This is a genomic window from Planktothricoides sp. SR001 (assembly GCF_001276715.1).
Classification (GTDB): Bacteria; Cyanobacteriota; Cyanobacteriia; order Cyanobacteriales; family Laspinemataceae; genus Planktothricoides; species Planktothricoides raciborskii.
Genome location: NZ_LIUQ01000080.1, coordinates 1 through 22,531, shown reverse-complemented (window position 1 = coordinate 22,531; position 22,531 = coordinate 1). Strand labels below are relative to the sequence as shown.

The window sequence follows — 22,531 nt, the reverse complement described above, 5'->3', positions numbered from 1 at the left end:
ATGGAAATTATATTACTCTGCCCGCGATCAATGTCAACTTTGATAAAGGTCTAACTGTAGAAGCGTGGGTGTGGTACGATGCCTTTCAGAATTATTCGAGAATTATCGACTGGGGCAACGGACAAGCTTCAGATAACATCGTGTTTCTCAATTACGGTACAGACACTAAGCTGGACTTGGATATATTCAAGGGTGGTTCAGAACAGGAGGTTCGTTCCCCCTCGGGAGTTTTAGAACTGGGGAAATGGTTGCACTTAGCAGCAACGGTCGAGCCTGCCGGAAATGTCGTCCTTTACAAAAACGGCCTGCCCGTAGCAGCGGGCAAGGGTTACTTGCCAAATAACATCAATCGCACCAACAATTACATCGGCAAAGACAACTGGAATAGCAATGCGTATTTCAAGGGCAAGATGGCAGATGTTCGGTTTTGGAACCGATATCGCACTCCAGCAGAAATCCGGGCGGGTATGTCTAAGCGCCTCAGCGGAAAAGAGCCCGGTTTAGTCGGATACTGGCCATTGGATAATATCCTAATAGACGGTTCAGTTCTCAAAGTTCCAGACCTCACGGGCAGTTTCCCCGGAACTCTTGTTGGCACTTTCCTTGTTGAAGATCGTGCCTTCCCCCTTCGCTAAGGATGAGGAATATTTATCTGGCGGGCAATAACTAGGAAATTATCTGCGGTGATGCGCGAGCCCCTACTCTATCGGGTTGATGACGCGATCGCTCATTTTTCCCCGCTCGCGCGATCGCCCATAAATATCTCCAAGGGCGAAGCATTCCGGTAATAAGGTTAATATTTTCACCCAAAAATATCTGCCGGAATGCTTCGCCCCTACAACGTTAACATTTTCACCCAAATATATCTGTAGGGGCCTGCGCATTTCCGCAGTAAATCTTTGGTTTTAACCAATAACTTATCTACGGAAATGCTTCGCCCTGGCATCGGGATGAAATCATGGCGATCGCCCATAAATATCTGGGCCCGCGCATTCCGGTATTAAGATTAACATTTTCACCCGGAAAGCATCTGCCGGAATGCTTCGCCCCTACAATGTTAATTAACATTTTCGCCCATAAATATCTCCAAGGGCGAAGCATTCCGGTAATAAGATTAACATTTTCACCCGGAAAGCATCTGCCGGAATGCTTCGCCCCTACAATGTTAATTAATATTTTCGCCCATAAATATCTGGGCCCGCGCATTCCGGTATTAAGGTTAACATTTTCACCCATAAAGCATCTGCCGGAATGCTTCGCCCCTACAAGGTTAATATTTTCACCATTTTCACCCACATATAACCCACATATACCAAATATATCTGTAGGGGCGAAGCATTTCCGCAGTAAATCTTTGGTTTTAACCGATAACTTATCTGCGGAAATGCTTCGCCCTTACCCTAGTAAATCTTTGGTTTTAACCAATAAATTATCTACGGTCATGCTTCGCCCCTGCCTCAGAAACCGGGTTTCTTGATCAAGAGAAACCCGGTTTCTTTGTTGCAGCCTTGGCAAAGACATTCTCATCGGCAAATCTTAAGATTTCCTGAAGCTGCATAGGTGACATTTAGGGTAATTTTTCCTAATATTACCAAATTTTTTCTAACATTTTACATAACATTATGTAACTTTTTATAACACTTTCCAGCAGCCGAGCGTCTCAAGCAGTGATTGTATGATATTTGACTAACCTTTGTATTGCTTTTTCTCGGCTACCACCAACCGTCAGGGGTCACTATTGCTGATTTCCTCAATTTGTTGGAGGTATCTACTTTTAAAATTCGTCATTAGGAGAAATAACGATGACTCCAGAGCAACGAAACAATGCTGCCTATTTTGATGGCACAACGAGTAATTATATTATCCGCAATCCTTTTAACAGTTTTCCCAAAAAGGAGATCACCGTAGAACTGTGGATTAGCAGTAATGATCAGGAAAAACAAGGATCGCCATTTTCCTATGCGGTTCCATCGGGGGATAACGAGTTTCTCCTTTATGATTCCAAAAATCTAGAGGTAGAGATTAAGAATGAACCGAAAGTAAGTGGGATATCCTACAATGATGGTCACTGGCATCATTGTGCTGCAACATGGCGCAGTGATACCGGAGAAGTCACTGTTTTTAAAGATGGCCAAAAGGTATTTTCAACAATTATGGCCAAAGGTAAAACCCTGGATAACGGGGGCAGTCTGGTGTTGGGACAAGACCAGGATAATGTTGGCGGAGGATTCGATGTAAATCAGGCGTTTAAAGGTTGGATGCGGGAAGTTCGGATCTGGGATAAAGTTCGCAGTCCCGAAGAAATTTGGGGCGATATGGGGTGCAGTTTGACTGGCAATGAACCGGGCTTAGTCGCTTACTATCCTTTAACTGAATCTACTGGCGATCTGGTCAAGGATCAAACTGGTAATGGCAATCATGCAGCAGTTTATGGCATCCTGTTTAAACAGCCCCCTGAACTTCCACCCATCGATTCAGCTAGTTTCTATGTGCCTGGGACTTCGCCAAACGGTTATGTATTTACTAACGCTCAAGAAGTAGCTACATCCTATACATTTACGGCATCGGGAACCTGGTCCCCAGACAAAAACAATCGTGATCTACAAGGATGTACCGCTGCGGGATTGTCCTCTTTAAAACCTTCCGTTCAGGATAAGATTAGACAGATTTGGCCTAGTGTCAAATCCGATCTGAAATATCCCCAAGCAAATCCCTATGTTTTAATCGCACAGAACACGAAAACTGGTGACGTTATAGAAGTCGGGGAAAAAGCGACGATTGTTCTCCAACCAGGGGAAAACTTGCGTTTCGTTCTCAATGATGCGAAATCGAAGTATGACGATAATAGTGGCAGCATCAAAGTGAATTGGTCTGCTGTCAGTTTAACTTCTCGTGTGATGCAGTTTAACGGGGATGGAAGTTATATCACTCTGCCGCCGATCAACGTCAATTTCGATAAAGGTCTAACTGTGGAAGCGTGGGTGTGGTACGATGCCTTTCAAAGTTGGTCGAGAATTATCGACTTTGGCAACGGACAAGGTTCAGATAACATCATGTTTTCCAATGTCGGCACAGAAAGTAAGCTGGCCTTGAGTATATACAAGGGTGGTTCAGGACAAGATTTACGTTCCCCCTCGGTAATTTTAGAACTGGGGAAATGGTTGCACTTAGCAGCAACGCTCGATCCTGCCGGAAATGCCGTCCTTTACAAAAACGGCCTGCCCGTAGCCGCCAGCAAGATTACCCTTCCCAATAACATCAATCGCACCCAAAATTACATCGGCAAAAGCAACTGGAGTGCCGATCCGTATTTCAAGGGCAAGATGGCAGAAGTTCGGTTTTGGAACCGAGTTCGCACTCCAGCAGAAATCCGGACGGGTATGTCTAAGCGCCTAAGCGGACAAGAACCCGGTTTAGTCGGCTACTGGCCATTAGATGAAGTCCGAGTAGAAGGTTCAGAGATCAAGGTTGCAGATATCACTGGCAATTACCCCGGAACTGTTGTTGGCACTTTCATCACTGAATATATTGCTTTCCCCTTTCGCTAAGGATGAGGAATATTTATCTGGCGGGCGGGCAATAACTAGGAAATTATCTGCGGTGATGCGCGAGCCCCTACAAGGTTAATATTTTCACCATTTTCACCCACATATATCTGTAGGGGCCCGCGCATTTCGGCAGTAAATCTTGGGTTTAAACCAATAACTTATTTACCGAAATGCGCGGGCCCTTACTCTATCGGGTTGATGACGCGATCGCTCACCAAGCATTTGGGCGAAGCATTCTGGTAATAAGGTTAATACTTTTACCTAGAAATATCTCCAAGGGCGAAGCATTCCGGTATGAATGTTAATATTTTCAACCATCAAACTTCTGCCGGAATGCTTCGCCCCTACAAGGTTAATATTTTCATCATTTTTACCCACATATATCTGTAGGGGCGAAGCATTTCCGCAGTAAATCTTTGATTTAAACCGATCACTTATCGGCGGAAATGCTTCGCCCTTACCCTATGGGAATGATCGCGATCGCTTTAATATTTGACTGAAACGATCGATAGTAGGGGCAACCATCACCTTGAGGAATTGCCCCTACTACCGGAGAAAAATTTTTAAAATAAAGTCTCTATCTTTCGTAAACTGAGTCTCTTTGCAGCAGAGTATTCTCCTGATAAATGCTCAGAGTAGAACGATTGATGATGTAAGTATATTCGCCATTCTCTGCCACATATCCCGTGTCTTCTTCATAGTAAGCAGGGAGAGTGATACCGTTACGATCGCCGCCCCGCTCAATCCCGTGATAGTAGAGTTCTCCTCGTCTGAATGATAAAAAGTTCTACACGGTGAATTCTTGTATTAATTCTTAATATTTATCGAATCTTTGTATGCAGGCAAAAAAGTGATGCAAGCCCGGTAAATACTAGCTTTTCGATGCATTACGCAATCCTGCTATCTTTGGGAAATGATAATTCTTAATTTCTTGACAATTTGCCAATTGTTCCCACCAGTGTGACCAAATGTGAAAAATGATCCCTTGCAATAATAGCGATCGCGCCCAAATCCCCTGGCGGCAATTGTGTATCAAGCTTTGGTTAATTCTTGGGTTTTGACTGCGGTGAATTCTAATTATATTGTATCCGCATAATTGCCCCGTTTGTGTGAGAAACCATTAAATAAACCCGATTTCTGATTGATTAATCAGGTAGGCGATCGCTTACCTGATTTTTTTTGAAATCTTCCCGCCTAAAAAATATGCTATGGCCAAGAATAGGGATTGAAGCTGATATCGAATAGGTAAAGATTTCAGAAATAACGACTGATTGCGGAGATTCCATAAGAAATTAGCTAAAATATTCACAGAAAGCGATCGCGACGAGAGGTCTAGCATTATGACTCAAGCTGTCGAAAGAGTAACCGAGGTAGCGAGCGAGCAACCTCAAGAACAAGCACAGCCGTCAACCGAACATCTCTTAACCTTCCAAGAATACCTCGCGTATGAGGGAGAACCGGATGTTCTTTATGAATTATTCAGGGGGAAACTCATACCGATGCCAGCACAAAGTCACTTACATACCAATATTTGCAAATTTTTGATTTACAAGTTACAGCGCTACTTTGCTGAGAAAAACTTGAATTTAGTCGCCAACTCTTTAGGGACGGGCGTTCGCACCGCCGAAAATTCATCGCGAATTCCTGATGTAGTAGTCTGTAGCCAAAGTGTTTGGGAAGAAGTGATTTCGCGTCCGGGTGCTGGAGTTTTAGATTTTGCGGAAAAGCCGATTCTGGTAGTCGAAATTGTCAGCAGTAATCGCCGGGATGATTATATCATTAAACGGAGCGAATACGAACTGGCAGAAATTCCCGAATATTGGATCGTAGACCCCCAAAAGAAACGAGTGAGAGTCTTGGCAAATGCAACCAATGAAGAAGGATATAATTGGGTTGATTTTAGCGAAGATAGTTCAATAGTTTCGGAGCAGTTTGACCAGCTTGATTTATCGGTGCAAGAATTGCTTAATCCGCCGGTGGTGGAGCAATTAATTAAGGAGGAACAAGCGAAAATCAAAACTCTGGAAACTCGCAATGAAAAATTAGCCCAGCGGTTACGAGCAATGGGAATCAATCCAGAGGAAATCGATTAAACTTATCGATTAAACTCACTAAATAACAGCGATCGCCCTTATATGGCATTTTTATTTAGAAGAGGGGCGATCGCGATCATAACCCTGAGATTTTAGCATTTACAAACCCTCACACTGTTCGGGCTTTACTGCCGCGATTGACGGTCGATTGAGGGGCGATGCTTCGGCGCTTATTTTGTATGCTTATTTTGTATAACTATATGGGATTCCTGGTTATACTGAGGATGCGATCGCGTAAGTCCTTAGTATCAGAAAGGCTATATAATTTTAGAAGATTCCCAACTCTTTAGGTTATCCTTAAACATCATGGACACCATTCGTTTAAAAACTCAGGTCAACGCCGATGGATCGGTGCAACTGCAACTTCACGATCTTCCCCCAAATCAAGATATAGAGATCCTCTTGGTTTATCAAGCGATAGAAAAAGTCAATCCCCCAGAACGGACTGAACAAGAAGATCCGCTCATCGGACTTTTTTCTGGGGATTCAGAGATATTGACTGGCTCAAACTGCTAAAATATCCAGAAACTCACCAGAAGTTACAATAGGAATCGTAACTTTTTCTTTAATGTCCAGGATATCCGCATCTCCTGAAATAATAAAATCAGCATTGACTGACCTGGCACAAGCAATAATTTGGTCATCGTCTGGGTCTGAAATCACAATTTTTTTAACTTCTCCAACCTCCACCACTTCCACCCATTCAATAAAACGATTAACCACTTGTTGCGGACTCACATTTAATATAGCTAATCTCTTGGAAAACTTAGGACGCTTTAAAACATCTAACAACTCCTCTAGTATCGCTTCAGAAGTGTAAACGGTAATTGTTCCCGATCGCATTAATTCCAAAATCTGAAAAGGCTTTCCTCGCCAAAAAAGACCAGAAATCACTGTATTCGTATCTAAAACGACTCGCATATTTTTATTTTTGTCGTTTTTCCCGCTTATATGCTCGAATTTCTTCCTCAATTTCTGCTTCAGAAATTGGCTCAACTTCATTGAGTTCTGCAAGGCGATCGGCTATGGCAAAAAAAGATAAATCCTGTGACCGTTCGTTTCCTGATTCTGATTTATTTTTTTCCTCAAAAACAGGTTTTTTTACCCTTTTTAGGATAATCGTATCTTCCTCTTCCCATAGCACAAATTCATCTCCGGACTGCAACCGAGAACGAATTGCGATCGGCAATTCTAACTGCCCATCTATTGTTACTTGAATCACGGTTTTTGATGTCATAGTTCCCATGACTCCTTACTTAAATCCCAACTTAAATATTATAACATTTCCTCTAACTCTGTCAAATCTGGCAAATTTCCCTAAAATCACCTTGGGCGGATCGCCGGGATTTCACCATTTACAAACCCTCACACTGTTCGGCCTTTATCTTACTGCCATAATTGGCGATCGCGAATTAATCAACCACAGACAAAATACATAATGTAGAGGCGAGAAAGCGAATCGTCTCTACATTATGGCGTGGTTTACTCGTGAGTATGTTGTATCACTCCGAGTCAGCTTATTGAGGAGTTGGGAAATTTACCATGAAAGCGCTAAAAGTCTGGTAGATAGAAAAAAACAATAGCGGAATCAAAGATTCCGCTATTGTCGCCGACCACCAATGGTTTATTGGGTTGCGGTATCCGTGGCTGATGCCTTATTTTGAGATGGATTGAGTTACGATCGCTCGCAAATTTCTGGGTTTTGTTCTTTTAGATATTGTTGATAAACAGGGTTTAGCTGAAATAATCTTTGTTTTTCCCGTTGGATATGCTCCAAAAATAACCGTCTTCTTAGAGATTTCACGCCATTTAATAAGTCGGAATCCGCTAAATTAAGTTTTTGGCCAAGTTGCGGTAAACTCACAGGCGCATCAAGCGCTGTAAACTGAATCAGAATCGCCTGTTCTTGTGGGGTTAATCGCTGCCATTGTCGCTGGATTGCTGCTTTCAAAGCGTCGCAAATAATCAAGCTTTTATATTCTAGGAAATCAGCAACATTCCCGGCAAATAAGTCCTGAATCATCATCGCAGTCATCTCTAACCAAAGAGGATTACCTTGGTAGAGATTAATTAGCTTTTCCCACTGGTCTTCATCGGATAATTCATATTGTTTTAATATTTCTTTTGCAGCAATGCCTAAACCACCTAATACTAATGAGCGAACTGCGTGATCGCCTTTTTTCAACTGGGTAAATTCTTGGAGTTGTTCAGCAGTAATTAATAGGAAACAACTGGAGTGTTCTATTTCGGCAATTCGTTTAAAAAATAGCGGATAATTTTCCAGAGATGCTTGATATTCCCCGGCCAATTTTCCTGGGCTAAACAGCATTTGCACATCATCCAGGATAATCAAGCATCGATGCTGGCGGAGATATTTGAGTAGTTGGGAAATTTTGCTTTCAATCTGTTGGGGAATTTCTGCGGGTTTGCCGAAATTTTCTAGCAGGTTGGTGAGGGTAGTTTCTAAGGTGGGAGAAAAGCAAAGGGTTTGATAGATAATATAGTCAAAATTGCTCTTGATTTGGTCAATTAGCCGGAGAGATAGCGCAGTTTTGCCGATGCCGCTGATGCCCAAAAGTTCCACAATCCGGCAACGGTCTTGTACGATCCAATGTTCTAGGGTGTTCAGTTCGGTGGTGCGACTGTAGCAAGTAAAAATCGCCGGTGCATCATCTAAGTTTATCTGGGGTTCAGTTGGTGTGTCTGGGGAGGTTTGGGCAGGTGCGGGCGATCGCTCTTGGTCAGTAAAAATGTTAATATTATTGATCGTCGGATTAGTATGACAGATTCCTGAAATTTCTGCTGGGGAAAAATTATTACTATTACTTCTTTGACTGGTTATTCTTAGACTCTTAAATACAGATTTAAACTTAGACTTCGTAACTTTCTCCCCTAATGCTGATGAGAGAGTATGCCATAATTCATGTCCGACATTTTTAACATGACTTTCACTAAAGCCATTTTCCTTGGCAATTTCTGGATAAGTTTGACCTTGAAGAGTACCTTTGAGGACAGTTTTTTGTAAATGCTCTAGCTGCTTCCCCGTTTTGGCAAAAACCAGAGATTCGGCTTGTTTTAATATATCCTCAACATCCATAAAATAACGACTTCATCCTAAACTTTACCTGAGTTTACCATACTTTTCGTACTTTTCGTACTTTTACGGGGTGACTATTGTTCGTACTTTTCATACTTTCCCCTGTGGACTACTCTCTTATACTAGAAATTATTGTTGGGTTGTCAATCATAGCGATCGCGGAGGTCATTTCGTCAAACATTAAACCATGAAATATGAAATAGTCAAGGACAAACAAGACTCCAGCAGCAAAGACCAGGCAAGCAGCCTGAGCGAAGCCCCTCGGTGGACATTAGCTGAAATCGCCTTATCAAAAAATACCATTGAGCAAATCGAGGAGATGATAGCTTATGTCAAAAATCGGGATAAGTTATTGGTTGAATGGGAGTTTAATCGGTTTCTCAAGACCGGAAACGGTTTAAGTATCAATTTTTTTGGCCCGCCTGGGACGGGGAAAAGTATTACAGCCGAAGCCATTGCCCAAAAACTAGCCATGAGTATTATTAAAGTTAACTATGGTGAACTAGAATCTGAATTAGTGGGGGGAACATCAAAAAATCTATCCAAGGTTTTCCAAGAAGCCGAAAAAAGCGGTAGTTTATTATTCTTCGATGAAGCCGACGCTGTATTAAGCAAAAGAATCTCCAATTTATCCCAAGCAGCGGATCATGGCGTGAATTCAGCCAAAAGCACACTATTAACACTGATGGATAAGTTTAATGGTGTGATTATTTTTGCCACTAACCTGTTTGAGAACTATGATGAGGCTTTCTTAAGGCGGATCATCTTTAACGTAGAGTTTCCTGTACCCGATCGGGAAATGCGGACTCAACTGTGGGAATTTCATTTATCTAAAAATGTTCCCCGAAACATCAGTTACGAGAGAGCGGCAGAAATCAGCGAGGGTTTATGTGGCGGTGATATTAGAAATATCACGATTAAACTCGGTCTGAAATTGTTAGTTGGGAAAACCAAGGTCATTGATGAGTCAGTCATCAATGAAGAAATAAACAAATACAAAACTATCAAACTGCGTCACAAAAAAATTAATTTAGCCGATGCCGTCGTGGTAGAAGAAACACCCACTTCAAATTTACCGGAGAAATAAATAATGCTTTTCGTTATCGATTGGGTTATTGTTGGTGCTTCTTTTCTTGTAGGTGCCGTTACTGGTGTTACTATTGCTTACTTTTGGGATGAGATCAAAGCCTGGGCGAATCGTGTAGTCGGGTACATACTAGACGCAGTTAATCATGCCATTGAGGTAATTTCAGATATTATTGTTTCTTTGATTAAAGAAGGCAACAAATATTACAGAGAAGCCAAAGCTTATGTGATGAATGCTTACACTGGTGAAGTAAGAATAGAAGGGAGGCGGCAACAAATAGATCAATCTCAAATCCCTGACGAATATTTAGAAGACCTTAAGCGCAAAGCAGCCATGCTATTAATGAAAAGGTCAGCAGCGTAAAGCTATAAAGCAGGGTCTACTACATTTGTCAACACTAGAATTTATTGGATTTTTTGAGAATTATATCTATGAACAATACAGAAAATTTAGGGGATAAGTTTGGTAAATTATTCAACACGATCAAAAATGCCGGGGAAAAGATATCCCAAGCCTGGGAAGAACAGGGAGTACAGGTTGACACCTTTAGCAGTATTCACCGGGGTACTTTAGATTTTGATTTACTGGAGGCGGATATTAAAAACATTCACAGAAGCATTCAACAAAAGGGAGATTCTGTGTTAGGAAGCCGTCTGGTTCTTGACCAAACAAAAAAAATGATGGAAATTAAAACCTACAGCCAAAAAGGAGATCATAACTTTGTCAATACTGTGACGGCTGAAGTCAATCGCGTAATAAATATTCCGGCTGATATTCTGGATGAAATGAAAACTAAGGGTCGGGTTGAATTAAGTTTGAAATTTCGTGATTGATCTTCCATTGATTTTTATATAGGATGTGGCGATCGCCCATATTTCCCCGATCGCGCGATCGCCCATAAATATCTGTAGGGGCAAAGCATTTCCGCAGTAAATCTTTGGTTGGAACTGATAACTTATCGGCGGAAATGCTTCGCCCTGGCATCGGGGTGATGACGCGATCGCCCATATTTCCCCAAAGCGCGATTCGCGGAAGCGATCCGCTTTGCGGAATCGCCTCAATTAAATGGATTCAAGATACTCAACCCATCAATGCGCTTAAAATCATCAACATTACGAGTCACCAATATATATCCCTGAACTAAAGCAGAAGCAGCTATGAGAGCATCGGCTAATTTGACGCGATCTCGGCGAATTTTAGTTGCACAGTCTAAGATGGATTCTGTCAAGGATACCCGATTAATTTGCCTCAAAAAATCACGCATTAAATTCGCTTCATCCTCAGTTAACGCCGAGTAGCAAAGTAATTCTATCCAACTAATCGGGCAATAAAATCCCTGAGCCACGCTATTTTTAATCTCATCAAAAACAGGTTTAACTGCTAAATTGCCGTTAAAGTAATAAATCAGGATATTGGTATCCAGTAGATATTTCTTACTCATCCCATTCTTGTCTTAGCTTACGCTGAAACTCAACCGGATCCACGCGCTGAGGCAAAAACCCAAACCATCGATCTAAATCTGGTTGAGTTGGCAACTCTTGACGCTCGTCCCGCGTTTTGACTGTAGCTTGTTGCTGAATGAGTGCGGTTAGGTCTTCTAACAGACGATCTTGCTCATTAGGGGTTAAATTTTGAGCTTGACTTAGTAGCTCCTGATAAGTAGACATATACTATTATAATCAATTTCTGGCTATCATTATTATTATAGCAATAAGTAGGTGAACATAATTAATTGCACTTTTCGTTCCCCGCCGATAGGCTGTGGATTCCCGCCTTCGCGGGAATGACAGTTTTTTTCTGATATGGTATGTGGTGCATTTATTTCTGCCTGTCTACTTAGTTCTGTCTTTAAAAGACAGCGATCGCCCATCTTCATCCTGCGATATGCCTTTATGACATAACCTCCTGTAGGAGCCCGCGCATTTCCGCAGTAAATCTTGGGTTTTAACCGATAACTTATTTACCGAAATGCTTTGCCCTGGCATCGGGGTGAGATTATGGCGATCGCCCCTAAATATCTGGGCGAAGCATTCCGGTATTAAGGTTAATATTTTAAGCAATAGATATCTGCCGGAATGCTTTGCCCCTACAACGTTAATATTTTCGCCCATAAATATCTGTAGGGGCCCGCGCATTTCCGCAGTAAATCTTTGATTTTAACTGATAACTTATCGGCGGAAATGCGCGGGTCCTAGCATCGGGGTGAGATTATGGCGATCGCGCACCAATATCTGGGCGAAGCATTCCGGTATTAAGGTTAATATTTTAAGCAATAGATATCTGCCGTAATGCTTTGCCCCTACAAGGTTAATATTTTCACCGACATATATCTGTAGGGGCAAAGCATTTCCGCAGTAAATATTTGATTTTAACTGATAACTTATCGGCGGAAATGCGCGGGTCCTAGCATCGGGGTGAGAAAGCGATCGCATTTTTTACCGGCGATCGCGCTTCAGTTAATCATAAATTTCTCGGCGATGTCCAATCTGGTAAATCTAGTAATTTCTGTTTCACTTCTTGTTTAACTTCCAAACCGGCATATGGATCGCCAAAATATTCTTCTAAGCACTGTTCAACAGTGTGGCGAATCAAGTCGCGCAGTTGCTCAACGGTCATATCTCTGACTTGCATCTTCATCTCCTGGTCTGTGCGAAGATAGAACTTATTATAACCAATTTTAAACATTTTCGTCGCATAAGTTAATATAAAATCGGATAAAATCTTAAAGACTAGATATTTAGATTTGCTAAAGCCGGAACTTGAAATCATATAAAATGACACAAAATTCATCTTACCAAGGCTGGAACATTACGGAAGCAGAAAGAGAAATTTATCGAAAGCGTTCCCAGGCATCGAGTCAAGCCAAAGCCAAAGCCTTGCGAGGAGAAGGGCAAACTCCGATTCATCCGATTAATCAACCCAAACTCAACCCAAAAACTCTGATGCCAAAATTAGCCAATAACGGGTTAAATGCTCTTTCCTTATTTAGTGGAGGTGGCGGATTAGATTTAGGATTTGATCGCGCTGGCTTCAACCATATTGCTGCATCAGAAATTATCCCAGATGCGGCAATAACTTTAAAGCAAAATCGCCCGGATTGGCAAGTTTTTTCTGGAGAAGATGGCGATGTCACCAAAATAGATTGGCGTCCCTATCATAGGTTAGTTGATGTGCTGCATGGTGGGCCACCTTGCCAGCCATTTTCGGTAGCGGGTCGCCAAAAAGGTCAAGCGGACAGCCGGGATATGTTCCCAGAATTTGTCCGGGCTGTTTTAGAAATTGAACCACGAGCATTTGTGGCGGAAAATGTCACAGCTTTGGTAGGAAAAAAGTTTCAGCGATATGTTGAAGAAGTCATAGAACTTCCTTTGACTCAAAAATATCATTTAATAAAATTTATTTTATCTGCTCCTGATTTTGGCATTCCCCAAATCCGCAAGCGGGTTTTATTTGTGGGGTTTAGAGATGAGAAAATCGCGGCAAACTACCAGCGACCGCAGCCAACTCACTCTTGGCAAGATTTACCAGCAAATAATGCTCATAAACCAATTCAGCTTAATCTGTTATCCCAGGAAATATCTCAGGAAATATCTCAGGAAAATTTTGTCAAAAAACGCTGCATGGGAGTCCGCGAAGCGTTGGGATTACCAGATATTGGCTTTGATGGGTTAGCGCCAACAATTCGCAGTGGTTTAACCGGGCCGCGTCATACCACATCGATATTAAGTAGTGTGTCTGCCCAAAAGGTTTGGGAAAAACTACAAATTTGGCCGAATGGAGTAGCAGCAACTCGTGAAAAAGCCCATTTATTTGTGGCCGAAAATGGTCATTTTCGCCTATCGGTTCCTGACTGTGCAATAATGCAAGGATTTCCAGAGTCTTGGTCTATTTATGGGGCAGTTTATATGGCTTTAGGGCAAATTGGTAATGCAGTTCCCCCACCAATGGCTTATTGGGTGGCGGTATCTGTGGCTGAGGCGTTATTAAGTAGTTCTTGACGGACTAATTCTCGTAACCTTTGAGCATGGTTGGTGGTGATGCGCTCCCAACCATGAAAATATGAATCCGGAATGTGAGGATTATTTAACGTAGAACCTCTTTGTAATAAATATCGGCATCTATCTTGCAAAATAGAAAGCATTCTTTCTGGAGAGTAGCCCATTTCCATATCCATTTTATCGCGATATTGCTGCATAGAATATTGTTTTTTTTGTAGCTGGCGAGCGTCTTCGATTGAGTACAGTTCTTTTTGACCGAGCATTTGATAGAGAACCTCTTTAGTGATGAGTTCTGGAAGCAGATCAGCCAGCTGATAATCTAACTGAATATAGGCGGCTTTTTCCTGGATCCAAGGAGCCATTGCTTTGGGAGATCCATACAAGCAGTATTTGATGGTTTTTCCTCCAGGTTCATAAAAGCCAAATAGCCAATGTTTGCCTTGCCATTTGTTTATATGGTCAGGGCTAAAATCTCGAACGGTGGTGACAGATGATTTGGTGGTGGATTTCAACTCAAAGGCAATTTGCTGATTGGCAAAATTTAAAATAGCATCCGTTCCGCTACGAGTAGCGTTAGCCGGCTTTTCTAGTTGAAATAAAGTAATCAGTTCATTTTCACGGCGATCGTCTTGAACAGTCATTTTGTCTCTGGGTATTACAGTATTTTTTTCAGACTTATGGAATTTTTATCTTGAATAGACCATAGATATCTATAGGGTGTAGGGGGAGAAGCATAACCGCATATATGTTATTGATTCAAAGCAGAAGCCAAGGGCGAAGCATTCCGGTATTAAGGTTAATATTTTAACCTAGAAATATCTGCGGTCATACTTCGCCCCTACACCGTTCTATTTATCGGCAAAACCCTGTATATTTTACCGAATTAACCCAAGACCCAATTCACCAGAGTCCGCACCGCAAAACCCGTGGCACCAGCAGGATTATATCCTTTATCTTTATCAGTCCAAACGGGACCGGCAATATCCAAATGTGCCCAAGGAGTTTTGTCTACAAATTGCTTCAGGAATAGGGCGGCAGTAATCGAACCACCGGCACGGGGGCCAGTGTTTTTCATGTCCGCATGAAGAGCTTTTAAGCCTTCAAAATATTTGTCTTCCAACGGCATCCGCCAGTATTTTTCTCCGCCTTTTTCCCCAGCGGCTAATAGCTGATTGGCCACCGCATCATCGGGGCTCCATAAACCAGCAATATCGTCACCCAAAGCCACAACACAAGCCCCGGTTAAAGTGGCTAAATCCACGATCGCATCTACCCCTAATTTATCCGCAAATACCAACGCATCGGCTAAAGTTAACCGTCCCTCGGCATCGGTATTATTGACTTCAATAGTTTTGCCATTGGAAGCGGTGAGAATATCCCCTGGGTGCATGGCATGACCGCTAATCATATTTTCCGTAATTGCAGAAATAAAATGCACTTCTACATCCGGTTTAATTAAACCGATCGCCTTTGCTGCCCCAAAAGTAGCTGCCGCCCCGCCCATATCCATTTTCATGGTTTCAATACCACCTTGGACTTTGATATTTAAACCACCAGAATCAAAGGTCAAACCTTTACCCACGATCGCCAATTTCCGGCGCGGAGTTCCTTCAGGTTTATAAGTAATATGAACAAATTTCGGCGGCAAATCCGAGGCTAAAGCCACTCCCAAAAAAGCGCCCATGCCCAATTTTTCACAGTCAGCTTGTTCCAGAATTTCGATTTCCAGACCATACTCAGAGGCGATCGCCTGGGCAGTTTCCGCCATTGTCACTGGGGTGCAAGTATTCGCCGGGGCATTCACCAGTTCCCGCGCTAATTTGACCCCTTCCACAATCTGTTGTCCCAGGGCGATCGCCGCATCTTGACCCGCGAACCCCAGCAAGTCAACTTGTTCGATTTCCCCATTAGACTCTTTAGACTTTTCCGACTCGGACTTAAAGCGACTATCTTTATGCAGGGCTAACTCCACCCCTTCCGCGATCGCCTGGGCTGTAGTCCCCGCATCCCCAAATACTGGCAAGCTAATCCCCAAAGTCTTACACTTTTGGCTTTTAGCGGTTTTCGCCGCCGCCCCAGCCGCCAGACGAATGCCATCCAACTTCAGACTATCTTGCTTACCCAAACCAATAGCGATAATTTTGCGAATGGCGCTACCCCCACCCACGCGGGCTGCCACGCTGCTGCCTTCTTTGCCTTTAAACTCATTTTCGGCAATCACTTCGGCTAAAGTGCCGCCCAACTTTTGATCCAACTCAGCTAAATCGCCGGTTAATTCCACTTGTTCCTCAAATAAGCCAATGGCGAGGGCATCTCCTGACCAATCCAAACGTGGCGTATCGATCGCGTTAAATTTCATAACCAATCCTTCTTTGTAGACCATTGTTTCAGATGACATCTTCCTATGACCGATCTGCCATAGGATGTCCTAATCGGGAATTTTCCCATTCAGGCAAAAACGACATTCGTTATAAACTGTAACAAAATATTGAGGACAACTATGCATCCTGGGATGATGACTCCAAAAGGCGGGAAACTTTAGAAATCATTCGGCTCATCGGGAAAAGCGACCGCTAGGCGATCGAGTTGTTCTTTGAGCTTTTCCAGATTTAATAATCGCAAGCCAAAACTCAGATAACTTTTTCCTCCCGGAGGAATTATCTGACCCGATCGCCCATCCACCGCTGCCCAACCTGCGGGAGGTTGATAGAGATATCCCAGTTCTTCTTTTAAAACCACCAAACATTCTCCTGATTCATTACATAAATGGAGTAAAAGCACCGGTGCTTCGCGAACAGTTCTGCCGGTAAAAATCGGATTCATATAATAGAAAACTTGATGAGTTAACGGCCAAGAATACTCAGATATTTGAGACCGTTCCCGAACCACGAGCGATCGCGTCCCATCTAGCCGTTGGCGAATTTCAAATGATGCTTTAAAATATTGGGCAGATGCCACAGTGGATAAAATCAACAAGGCAAAAGCCGCGCTTAAAAAAGGTGTAAATCCGGGAAACCCAGTCTTTCCCATAAAAATATTGACCAGTAAAAAGACAAACACCACAATTGCCAAAACTAATGGCATCAGAAAATATTTTCTCTGCGGTTCAGGAATCGCCGGCCATTGCAGTAAAACCCGCTCAGGTAAAATTGTTCCAGACATAGGAAAAAAGACCAAAATATGATAATATATTTCTATATATTATTAACTATAAAATTTTACCACAGAGACACAGAGAACACAGAAAGAAAAATAAATTTGCTAAAAATCCGTGAAAGTGCTCGGTGTTGTCTATAATATTTAATAACTGGTAAAAAAGCATTCTCAATAGTCTAGCTTTTTACCAATTGTCAAATAAATTTAGAGGTAATAATTCATGTCTTCTGAAGACCGGAAAACTACTGGGGCTGATGCCGTTGATGAGGCGATCGCCCAAGGAATCGACCTAGATGGCAGTCCCATTCCAGCGGCTAAACTCAGCCTTTACCATCAAGTCATGGGTTTAGAAGGCAACCGGCAACGCAGTGGAGTGAGCAACACCATGCGTTCTCGGATTGTCCGCATTGGCGCCAAACATATTCCCCAAGAGGAACTAAATCAAATGCTGATTTCAGCGGATTTTGCCCCGTTAAAGGAAAAAGAAATTTTATTCTATTACGGTGGTAAATAAATCTAATTTTTTCCTAAATTAGACCATTACCGAATCAATATAGCGGTTTTCATTGGATTACAGAGTTTTTTTGGATTCCTGCCTGCGCGGGAATGACAGTTTTTTTTGTACTTCATAAATCCGCAAAGTGCTATATTTAGACTGTGAACCAAGCCGAGGATTGCAGTTAGTTTGTAGGGGCCAAGCATGACCGCAGTCATTTTTGATTTCAAAACCGATAAATTATCAGCGGTCATGCTTTGCCCTTTACAGCGCAGTAAATGATCCAATTTAGCCGATCTATCTGTCTTGGATGGGGGTATTTTTTACTCCCTACAGCAGTTTTCTGCCCTTGTAAACCACACCCGTCGGGGATTAAAATCCCCGACTGTAGGGGTCAACGGCCGTTGACCCTTACAGTCGGTTAAAACCGACTAATCATGCTTGGTAGGGGTCAACGGCCGTTGACCCGTACAACAGCCGTTGACCCATACAGAATTTTAGTCGGTTTTAACCGACTTGCGCTGTTAGCCAGGGAATTAATTCCCTGGCGGTTAATTGACAGGCGATTAATTCCCTGGCGGTTAATTGACTGGCGGTTAATTGACAGGCGATTAATTCCCTGGCGGTTAATTGGCGGAAGGCTGTGGTTTATTCAATAAAAAATTGCTGTAAAAGACTCAGAAAAAAACTCAAAAAAAGACTAAAAAACCCGGTTTCTTGCCCTTTATCGTGATATTAATCAAGAGATTGTGGCAGAAACCGGGTTTTTTTCTACGTTGCTAACCTACAAAAACAGATCGGCACTAAATGTTAGTCAATCACTAAATTTTTAGAGCTTAATTTAGTGCTTAATTATTAGTAGGTTTCAACGTGCCAACGATGTTCTTTCTTCAGTTGCTTCTGGTACTCACTCCAGTCCACACCGAACTTACCAGCAGCCGCAGACATCCCCTGATCGATGCCATCTTCCATACCTTTCAGACCACAAATGTAGGTGTGGGTATTGGGCTTTTGAATCAGTGGCCACAGATCGTCAGCCTTTTCTTTAATCCGGTCTTGGATATACATCTTGCCGCCTTCAGGATTTTTCTCTTCCCGGCTGATCGCACAGGTCAAGCGGAAGTTATCGGGGAATTGCCGTTGCAGTTCTTCGAGTTCTTGACGATAGAGGATATTCGCGGTGAAAGGAATGCCAAAGAACAACCAGGCTAGACCTTTGAACTTGTAGTCTTCGTGCTGTTCTTTAAACATCCGCCACAAGAAAGCGCGGAATGGGGCAATCCCCGTCCCGGTGGCAATCATAATAATGGTGGCGTCTTCATCGTGGGGTAACAGCATTTCTTTACCCACGGGGCCGGTAATGGCCACATCCGCACCAACTTCCAGGTTGCACAGGTGAGTAGAGCAAACCCCATAGACGGTTTCACCACTTTCTGGGTGCTTGTATTCTAGTTGACGCACGCAGAGAGAAACGGTCTTGTCATCCACATCATCCCCATGACGGGTAGAGGCGATCGAGTATAAACGCAGCTTATGGGGTTTGCCTTGATTGTCCACTCCGGGCGGAATAATGCCAATACTTTGACCTTCCACATAGCGCAGGTCGCCGCCAGAAATATCAAATTTCAGGTGACGAACTGTGCCGACACCGCCCTCAGCAACCAGTTCTTCGTTGCTCATGCACTTGCCAATATAGGGATTCTTGGGACGGTAAATGTTGACCGGAATATCATCTTCGGCTTTTTTCTTAGATTTCTTTTCCGTCGCAGGCTGGGTTTCAACCTTGGGCTGGGTTTCAACTTCTAAGCTGGTATGAACAGTCTGATTGACAGACCCAGGACGAATACTGACAATCTGACCCCCCATCCGCATAATGCGTTGCATTTCTTGGTTCATGCGGTTGTAAGGCACGGTGATAAATGTGCTACCACTGCGACGAATGGAGTAGTTCGGGTTATCCGCTTTGTCGCTTTGACCCAGACCCACCACTTCATAGACAAATAAACGGTTGTCAGATTCCGTATTCGCTGTGCTACCAATGACGTTTGGATTGTACATATTTTTTAATTTTGCAAAAGTTGACTTAGGATTTTGCCGTCAGATTACTCATAGACTGCCATCAGCAACCCAACCAGATTTGTATCACAGTTGCGATCGCTGATGAAAGCATCGCTGATGACTGACTCAGACCGTAAAATCTTACGGAGTCGGTTGCCATCAACCAAAATTTCCCTGGTTCCGAGTTACCCGGTAATAACCTGGGGACTGATATTCACAATCTCACCACCCATGAAAGTCCTCGGTTTAAGGGATCCGTTTACTGGTTGATTCATCGGTTTGTCCGGCTGGTGTAAGGCACAGGGATGAACATACAGCGGAACTGAAGGCTTTAGTCCAGCAGCCCCTTTTCCCTAAGCGCCGACCTGAGCGATCCAGACCGATCGCTTCTTAAACGAATCAACGGTTGCCCGCTGTTGGCCTTCTGACCAACGACCCTGGGATGGTACATCAGATGAATTTCTGATAACTTTACTTAACATTTTGCAGCAATTTGGCTCAGACAAACATCAAAAATTTGCCAACCAGTGATTTAATTGTGGAAATTCAGTGCGAGGCAGTGGCGCCTGAGTCCCCTCGACCGCGATCGAGCGATTTCACGCAGGGATGAAGAAATTTAACCCAGATCGTTATTGGCGAGGGAATAAAATAAGTTACGCAAGCCGTAACATATCCGTATAAAATCAATTTTACTGTGTCTAAATACTCGATTAACCTTAGCATAGGTACTTAAAGCGATATAGAAAGAGGGAATCTATGACGAGTAAGCCGGATCGTGTAGTGCTAATCGGGGTAGCTGGAGACTCCGGATGTGGTAAATCTACGTTTTTGCGCCGTTTGGAAGATTTGTTTGGCAAAGAACTGATGACCGTTATCTGCTTGGATGACTATCACAGTTTAGACCGCCAACAGCGGAAAGTGCAGCAGGTGACAGCCCTTGACCCCAGGGCGAATAACTTTGATTTGATGTATGAGCAAATTAAAGCGCTGAAAAGTGGTCAGGCGATCAATAAGCCAATTTATAACCACGAAACCGGAAAAATCGATCCCCCAGAACGGATCGAACCGAACCACATTATCGTGGTTGAAGGACTTCATCCTTTGTATGATGAGCGGGTACGCGGTCTGTTAGATTTCAGTGTTTACCTGGACATTAGCGATGAAGTAAAAATTGCCTGGAAGATCCAACGGGACATGGCAGAACGCGGTCATCGTTATGAAGATGTCCTGGCTTCGATTAATGCCCGTCGTCCAGATTTTGAGGCTTACATTGCTCCCCAGAAAGGTCATGCGGATGTGGTGATCGAAGTGTTACCCACCAAGTTAATCCCAGATGACAAGGAGCGTAAGGTTCTGCGGGTGCAAATGATCCAACGCTATGGACTAGAAGGGTTGGATCCTGCATATCTGTTTGATGAAGGCTCCACCATTGACTGGATTCCTTGCGGTCGCAAGCTGACTTGCCCTTATCCGGGCATTAAGATGCACTATCGCCCAGATTCCTATTATGGCCATGAAGTTTCTATTCTGGAAGTGGATGGTCAGTTCGAGAATCTAGAGGAAATGATCTATATTGAAAGCCATTTGAGCAATACTTCTACCAAGTTCTATGGTGAACTGACTGAATTGCTGATGCAGCATCGTGACTATCCCGGATCCAACAATGGTACGGGTCTGTTCCAAGTGCTGGTTGGCTTGAAAATGCGGGCGAAATATGAAGCTTTGACCGCTCGCGAAGCCCGCGTGACTGCCCAGGTCTAAAGTCGAAATCTTAATTATCTCAGTAAAATGATTTCAGCGCGAAAGGCGAGCGCTCGCCTTTCGCGCTTTTCTTTGGCTTCACTGGATTTAACATAACTTTTTTTAATTTTTTTAGTTTTTTCTATGAGAAATTAAAATTAACGGCGGATTTTTTCCGATTAAAATAAAAATATTCGGCGATCGCGCCAAACATCTTGTACGATGTAACGGTGTAAGTAGTCCTCTACATTTTTGGTTACTAAACTCACTTATCAGCATGAGTTTCTCACTAAAGTGACTGAAATATTTGTCACACAGTGATTTCAGACGGATCCTGGAGACAACCGTGCTAAAAATTTTGAGTCTTACAGAGTAAATTCAGCAGAATTGTCCGGAAGTTGGGGTGAAATCTCTGTTGAAATTGAAGAAAGAACTTTTTGGCTTGGGACGTTTTATTGTCATAAGTCAAAGATTTGTTTAAAACCAGGGTGTCATTGCTAGGAAATGCGGTGAATTGTAGGGTATTGAACCTATTTTACATATGAAATTTGAAGATATTTATCAATTTTTTCGCGATCCTCCGCCAGTTTATCTGACTAAAGAAGTGACTGTCTGTTATGTCCTTTCCGTCTTGGCTCAGGAGGATTCTTATGGCACCGAACTGATTCAGAAACTAGAACGTGAATATATCGTCTATCGTCTTTCTGATACCGTGCTTTATAGTGCGCTGAAATTTCTGGAAGCAGAAAACGCCATTCGAGGTTATTGGAAAAAAGTAGACGGACGCGGACGGCCTAGACGAATGTATCAAATCCATCCAGAATGGATACATAAAGCTCAGGAATTGAGTCATCTGTGGCGAGAGTATGTGAAGAATGGTTGGTTTTGCTCGGAAACAAATAAGTATCCTGTACCGATGCAGCAAAACATCCGCTAATCAGTTAAACCCACCAGGCGCTTTCCGTTTGGTGGGTTTTTGTTAAGGGAACAGGGAACAGGGAACAGGGAATAGGGAATAGGGAACAGGGAACAGGGAATAGGGAACAGGGAATAGTGAATAGGGAACAGGGAATAGTGAATAGGGAACAGGGAATAGTGAATAGTGAATAGTGAATAGTGAATAGGAAATAGTGAATAGGAAAACTCTCTCTTCTCTCTTCTCTCTTCTCTCTTCTCTCTTCTCTCTTCTCTCTTCTCCGAACCCCGTTCCCTGATAACTGTTCCCCTTTCCCCAATCAACAACGGTAGGGGTCGATGG

At 43.0% G+C, this 22,531-nt stretch carries 29 protein-coding genes and 1 pseudogene; 14 read left to right on the top strand and 16 right to left on the bottom strand.

All coding sequences use genetic code 11. The annotated features are described in order from the left end of the window. Positions 1 to 635, top strand: a 635-nt coding sequence (locus AM228_RS26895; protein ID WP_197285426.1) for a LamG domain-containing protein, incomplete at its 5' end; no start/stop codon positions are given. Positions 636 to 698: 63 nt separating this feature from the next. On the opposite strand, the gene AM228_RS33690 is transcribed toward AM228_RS26895, so the two are convergent. Further along, on the bottom strand, positions 699 to 860 hold the full coding sequence (locus tag AM228_RS33690) for a hypothetical protein (protein ID WP_156332093.1): 162 nt from the start codon (positions 858 to 860) through the stop codon (positions 699 to 701). Positions 861 to 1,802: 942 nt separating this feature from the next. Here AM228_RS33690 and AM228_RS26885 point away from each other — a divergent pair. The 3 genes from AM228_RS26885 (at position 1,803) to AM228_RS26875 (ending at position 6,157) form a co-directional block, all read left to right on the top strand. Continuing rightward, a complete protein-coding gene (locus AM228_RS26885) occupies positions 1,803 to 3,548 on the top strand; it encodes a LamG-like jellyroll fold domain-containing protein (RefSeq protein WP_054469989.1) in 1,746 nt (581 codons plus the stop codon). Positions 3,549 to 4,888: 1,340 nt separating this feature from the next. After that, on the top strand, positions 4,889 to 5,641 hold the full coding sequence (locus AM228_RS26880) for a Uma2 family endonuclease (RefSeq protein WP_072160943.1): 753 nt from the start codon (positions 4,889 to 4,891) through the stop codon (positions 5,639 to 5,641). A gap of 306 nt (positions 5,642 to 5,947) precedes the next feature. After that, a complete protein-coding gene (locus AM228_RS26875; RefSeq protein ID WP_054469988.1) occupies positions 5,948 to 6,157 on the top strand; it encodes a hypothetical protein in 210 nt (69 codons plus the stop codon). On the opposite strand, the gene AM228_RS26870 is transcribed toward AM228_RS26875, so the two are convergent. Beyond that, positions 6,146 to 6,562, bottom strand: a complete 417-nt coding sequence (locus tag AM228_RS26870; RefSeq protein WP_054469987.1) for a putative toxin-antitoxin system toxin component, PIN family — start codon at positions 6,560 to 6,562, stop codon at positions 6,146 to 6,148. The genes AM228_RS26875 and AM228_RS26870 overlap by 12 nt on opposite strands. A gap of 4 nt (positions 6,563 to 6,566) precedes the next feature. Next, complete coding sequence (locus AM228_RS26865) at positions 6,567 to 6,878, bottom strand: hypothetical protein (RefSeq protein ID WP_054469986.1); 312 nt, start codon at positions 6,876 to 6,878, stop codon at positions 6,567 to 6,569. Between the two features lie 7 nt (positions 6,879 to 6,885). On the opposite strand from AM228_RS26865, the gene AM228_RS33685 reads away from it, so the two are divergent. Beyond that, positions 6,886 to 7,080 (top strand): hypothetical protein, encoded by a 195-nt coding sequence (locus tag AM228_RS33685; protein ID WP_156332092.1) that lies wholly within the window; start codon positions 6,886 to 6,888, stop codon positions 7,078 to 7,080. Between the two features lie 469 nt (positions 7,081 to 7,549). Beyond that, positions 7,550 to 7,606, top strand: a complete 57-nt coding sequence (locus AM228_RS37075) for a hypothetical protein (RefSeq protein ID WP_369817807.1) — start codon at positions 7,550 to 7,552, stop codon at positions 7,604 to 7,606. Positions 7,607 to 7,853: 247 nt separating this feature from the next. On the opposite strand, the pseudogene AM228_RS37070 reads toward AM228_RS37075, so the two are convergent. Beyond that, a pseudogene (locus AM228_RS37070) lies at positions 7,854 to 8,738 on the bottom strand (NB-ARC domain-containing protein); the annotation flags it as partial. A 187-nt stretch (positions 8,739 to 8,925) separates the two neighbouring features. Between AM228_RS37070 and AM228_RS26855 the strand changes: the two are divergent. The 3 genes from AM228_RS26855 (at position 8,926) to AM228_RS26845 (ending at position 10,658) form a co-directional block, all read left to right on the top strand. Next, entirely contained in the window at positions 8,926 to 9,825 is a 900-nt protein-coding gene (locus AM228_RS26855) for an ATP-binding protein (RefSeq protein WP_054469984.1), read from the top strand. Between the two features lie 3 nt (positions 9,826 to 9,828). Next, complete coding sequence (locus tag AM228_RS26850) at positions 9,829 to 10,188, top strand: hypothetical protein (RefSeq protein ID WP_054469983.1); 360 nt, start codon at positions 9,829 to 9,831, stop codon at positions 10,186 to 10,188. A 68-nt stretch (positions 10,189 to 10,256) separates the two neighbouring features. Then, the gene (locus AM228_RS26845) at positions 10,257 to 10,658 is read left to right on the top strand and encodes a hypothetical protein (RefSeq protein ID WP_054469982.1); all 402 of its coding nucleotides are present in this window, start codon (positions 10,257 to 10,259) and stop codon (positions 10,656 to 10,658) included. Here AM228_RS26845 and AM228_RS33680 read toward each other — a convergent pair. The 5 genes from AM228_RS33680 to AM228_RS34605 all read right to left on the bottom strand — a co-directional run bounded on the left by AM228_RS33680 (position 10,618) and on the right by AM228_RS34605 (position 12,456). Continuing rightward, positions 10,618 to 10,833, bottom strand: a complete 216-nt coding sequence (locus tag AM228_RS33680) for a hypothetical protein (protein WP_072160941.1) — start codon at positions 10,831 to 10,833, stop codon at positions 10,618 to 10,620. The two genes, AM228_RS26845 and AM228_RS33680, sit on opposite strands and share 41 nt — an antisense overlap. A gap of 49 nt (positions 10,834 to 10,882) precedes the next feature. Then, entirely contained in the window at positions 10,883 to 11,266 is a 384-nt protein-coding gene (locus AM228_RS26840) for a type II toxin-antitoxin system VapC family toxin (RefSeq protein WP_054469981.1), read from the bottom strand. Beyond that, positions 11,259 to 11,492, bottom strand: coding sequence for a hypothetical protein (locus tag AM228_RS26835; RefSeq protein WP_054469980.1), 234 nt, complete (start codon positions 11,490 to 11,492; stop codon positions 11,259 to 11,261). Before AM228_RS26835 ends, AM228_RS26840 begins: the two co-directional genes overlap by 8 nt. Before the next feature lie 165 nt (positions 11,493 to 11,657). After that, positions 11,658 to 11,936, bottom strand: a complete 279-nt coding sequence (locus tag AM228_RS26830; protein WP_156332091.1) for a hypothetical protein — start codon at positions 11,934 to 11,936, stop codon at positions 11,658 to 11,660. Between the two features lie 349 nt (positions 11,937 to 12,285). Next, the gene (locus tag AM228_RS34605; RefSeq protein ID WP_190880816.1) at positions 12,286 to 12,456 is read right to left on the bottom strand and encodes a hypothetical protein; all 171 of its coding nucleotides are present in this window, start codon (positions 12,454 to 12,456) and stop codon (positions 12,286 to 12,288) included. A 143-nt stretch (positions 12,457 to 12,599) separates the two neighbouring features. Here AM228_RS34605 and AM228_RS26820 point away from each other — a divergent pair, with 143 nt between their 5' ends. After that, positions 12,600 to 13,823, top strand: coding sequence for a DNA cytosine methyltransferase (locus AM228_RS26820; protein ID WP_054469977.1), 1,224 nt, complete (start codon positions 12,600 to 12,602; stop codon positions 13,821 to 13,823). On the opposite strand, the gene AM228_RS26815 is transcribed toward AM228_RS26820, so the two are convergent. From AM228_RS26815 to AM228_RS26805, 3 genes are all read right to left on the bottom strand, one after another. Continuing rightward, complete coding sequence (locus AM228_RS26815; protein WP_054469976.1) at positions 13,775 to 14,464, bottom strand: hypothetical protein; 690 nt, start codon at positions 14,462 to 14,464, stop codon at positions 13,775 to 13,777. The genes AM228_RS26820 and AM228_RS26815 overlap by 49 nt on opposite strands. Before the next feature lie 242 nt (positions 14,465 to 14,706). Further along, entirely contained in the window at positions 14,707 to 16,182 is a 1,476-nt protein-coding gene (locus AM228_RS26810; RefSeq protein ID WP_054469991.1) for a leucyl aminopeptidase, read from the bottom strand. 179 nt (positions 16,183 to 16,361) lie between these two features. Further along, positions 16,362 to 16,985, bottom strand: a complete 624-nt coding sequence (locus tag AM228_RS26805; RefSeq protein ID WP_054469975.1) for a hypothetical protein — start codon at positions 16,983 to 16,985, stop codon at positions 16,362 to 16,364. 214 nt (positions 16,986 to 17,199) lie between these two features. Between AM228_RS26805 and AM228_RS26800 the strand changes: the two genes are divergently transcribed. Both AM228_RS26800 and AM228_RS26795 read left to right on the top strand, forming a co-directional pair. Beyond that, on the top strand, positions 17,200 to 17,493 hold the full coding sequence (locus AM228_RS26800; protein ID WP_054469974.1) for a DUF4090 family protein: 294 nt from the start codon (positions 17,200 to 17,202) through the stop codon (positions 17,491 to 17,493). Positions 17,494 to 17,936: 443 nt separating this feature from the next. Further along, positions 17,937 to 18,134 (top strand): hypothetical protein, encoded by a 198-nt coding sequence (locus AM228_RS26795; protein WP_054469973.1) that lies wholly within the window; start codon positions 17,937 to 17,939, stop codon positions 18,132 to 18,134. A gap of 196 nt (positions 18,135 to 18,330) precedes the next feature. Here AM228_RS26795 and petH read toward each other — a convergent pair whose 3' ends face one another. The 3 genes from petH to AM228_RS36475 form a co-directional block, all read right to left on the bottom strand. Continuing rightward, positions 18,331 to 19,533 carry a ferredoxin--NADP reductase gene (gene petH / locus AM228_RS26790; protein WP_054469972.1) on the bottom strand — a complete coding sequence of 401 codons (1,203 nt, stop codon included), beginning with the start codon at positions 19,531 to 19,533 and terminating at the stop codon, positions 18,331 to 18,333. Between the two features lie 44 nt (positions 19,534 to 19,577). Then, the gene (locus AM228_RS36480; RefSeq protein WP_255353278.1) at positions 19,578 to 19,700 is read right to left on the bottom strand and encodes a hypothetical protein; all 123 of its coding nucleotides are present in this window, start codon (positions 19,698 to 19,700) and stop codon (positions 19,578 to 19,580) included. 186 nt (positions 19,701 to 19,886) lie between these two features. After that, the gene (locus tag AM228_RS36475; RefSeq protein WP_255353277.1) at positions 19,887 to 20,015 is read right to left on the bottom strand and encodes a hypothetical protein; all 129 of its coding nucleotides are present in this window, start codon (positions 20,013 to 20,015) and stop codon (positions 19,887 to 19,889) included. Between the two features lie 274 nt (positions 20,016 to 20,289). Here AM228_RS36475 and AM228_RS26785 point away from each other — a divergent pair, with 274 nt between their 5' ends. Together AM228_RS26785 and AM228_RS26780 are read left to right on the top strand one after the other, a co-directional pair. Then, positions 20,290 to 21,294, top strand: a complete 1,005-nt coding sequence (locus AM228_RS26785; RefSeq protein ID WP_054469971.1) for a phosphoribulokinase — start codon at positions 20,290 to 20,292, stop codon at positions 21,292 to 21,294. 520 nt (positions 21,295 to 21,814) lie between these two features. Beyond that, positions 21,815 to 22,210: a PadR family transcriptional regulator gene (locus AM228_RS26780; RefSeq protein ID WP_054469970.1), complete on the top strand. Its 396-nt coding sequence runs from the start codon at positions 21,815 to 21,817 to the stop codon at positions 22,208 to 22,210. A gap of 42 nt (positions 22,211 to 22,252) precedes the next feature. Here AM228_RS26780 and AM228_RS35765 read toward each other — a convergent pair. After that, a partial coding sequence (locus AM228_RS35765) for a hypothetical protein (RefSeq protein ID WP_231636958.1) occupies positions 22,253 to 22,531 on the bottom strand: 279 nt, incomplete at its 5' end.

Bases quoted from the DNA above. Each gene is read 5' to 3' on its own strand.
- AM228_RS26875 (WP_054469988.1), top strand. From the start codon at position 5,948: ATGGACACCATTCGTTTAAAAACTCAGGTCAACGCCGATGGATCGGTG.
- AM228_RS26820 (WP_054469977.1), top strand. From the start codon at position 12,600: ATGACACAAAATTCATCTTACCAAGGCTGGAACATTACGGAAGCAGAA.
- AM228_RS26835 (WP_054469980.1), bottom strand. From the start codon at position 11,492: ATGTCTACTTATCAGGAGCTACTAAGTCAAGCTCAAAATTTAACCCCT.
- AM228_RS26845 (WP_054469982.1), top strand. From the start codon at position 10,257: ATGAACAATACAGAAAATTTAGGGGATAAGTTTGGTAAATTATTCAAC.
- AM228_RS26870 (WP_054469987.1), bottom strand. From the start codon at position 6,562: ATGCGAGTCGTTTTAGATACGAATACAGTGATTTCTGGTCTTTTTTGG.
- AM228_RS33680 (WP_072160941.1), bottom strand. From the start codon at position 10,833: ATGGGCGATCGCGTCATCACCCCGATGCCAGGGCGAAGCATTTCCGCC.
- AM228_RS26800 (WP_054469974.1), top strand. From the start codon at position 17,200: ATGTCTTCTGAAGACCGGAAAACTACTGGGGCTGATGCCGTTGATGAG.
- AM228_RS26855 (WP_054469984.1), top strand. From the start codon at position 8,926: ATGAAATATGAAATAGTCAAGGACAAACAAGACTCCAGCAGCAAAGAC.
- AM228_RS33685 (WP_156332092.1), top strand. From the start codon at position 6,886: ATGACTCCTTACTTAAATCCCAACTTAAATATTATAACATTTCCTCTA.
- AM228_RS26830 (WP_156332091.1), bottom strand. From the start codon at position 11,936: ATGGGCGAAAATATTAACGTTGTAGGGGCAAAGCATTCCGGCAGATAT.
- AM228_RS34605 (WP_190880816.1), bottom strand. From the start codon at position 12,456: ATGCAAGTCAGAGATATGACCGTTGAGCAACTGCGCGACTTGATTCGC.
- AM228_RS26810 (WP_054469991.1), bottom strand. From the start codon at position 16,182: ATGAAATTTAACGCGATCGATACGCCACGTTTGGATTGGTCAGGAGAT.
- AM228_RS26880 (WP_072160943.1), top strand. From the start codon at position 4,889: ATGACTCAAGCTGTCGAAAGAGTAACCGAGGTAGCGAGCGAGCAACCT.
- AM228_RS26885 (WP_054469989.1), top strand. From the start codon at position 1,803: ATGACTCCAGAGCAACGAAACAATGCTGCCTATTTTGATGGCACAACG.
- AM228_RS26780 (WP_054469970.1), top strand. From the start codon at position 21,815: ATGAAATTTGAAGATATTTATCAATTTTTTCGCGATCCTCCGCCAGTT.
- AM228_RS26805 (WP_054469975.1), bottom strand. From the start codon at position 16,985: ATGTCTGGAACAATTTTACCTGAGCGGGTTTTACTGCAATGGCCGGCG.
- AM228_RS36475 (WP_255353277.1), bottom strand. From the start codon at position 20,015: ATGTTAAGTAAAGTTATCAGAAATTCATCTGATGTACCATCCCAGGGT.
- AM228_RS26850 (WP_054469983.1), top strand. From the start codon at position 9,829: ATGCTTTTCGTTATCGATTGGGTTATTGTTGGTGCTTCTTTTCTTGTA.
- AM228_RS26840 (WP_054469981.1), bottom strand. From the start codon at position 11,266: ATGAGTAAGAAATATCTACTGGATACCAATATCCTGATTTATTACTTT.
- AM228_RS26785 (WP_054469971.1), top strand. From the start codon at position 20,290: ATGACGAGTAAGCCGGATCGTGTAGTGCTAATCGGGGTAGCTGGAGAC.
- AM228_RS26815 (WP_054469976.1), bottom strand. From the start codon at position 14,464: ATGACTGTTCAAGACGATCGCCGTGAAAATGAACTGATTACTTTATTT.
- AM228_RS26865 (WP_054469986.1), bottom strand. From the start codon at position 6,878: ATGACATCAAAAACCGTGATTCAAGTAACAATAGATGGGCAGTTAGAA.
- petH (WP_054469972.1), bottom strand. From the start codon at position 19,533: ATGTACAATCCAAACGTCATTGGTAGCACAGCGAATACGGAATCTGAC.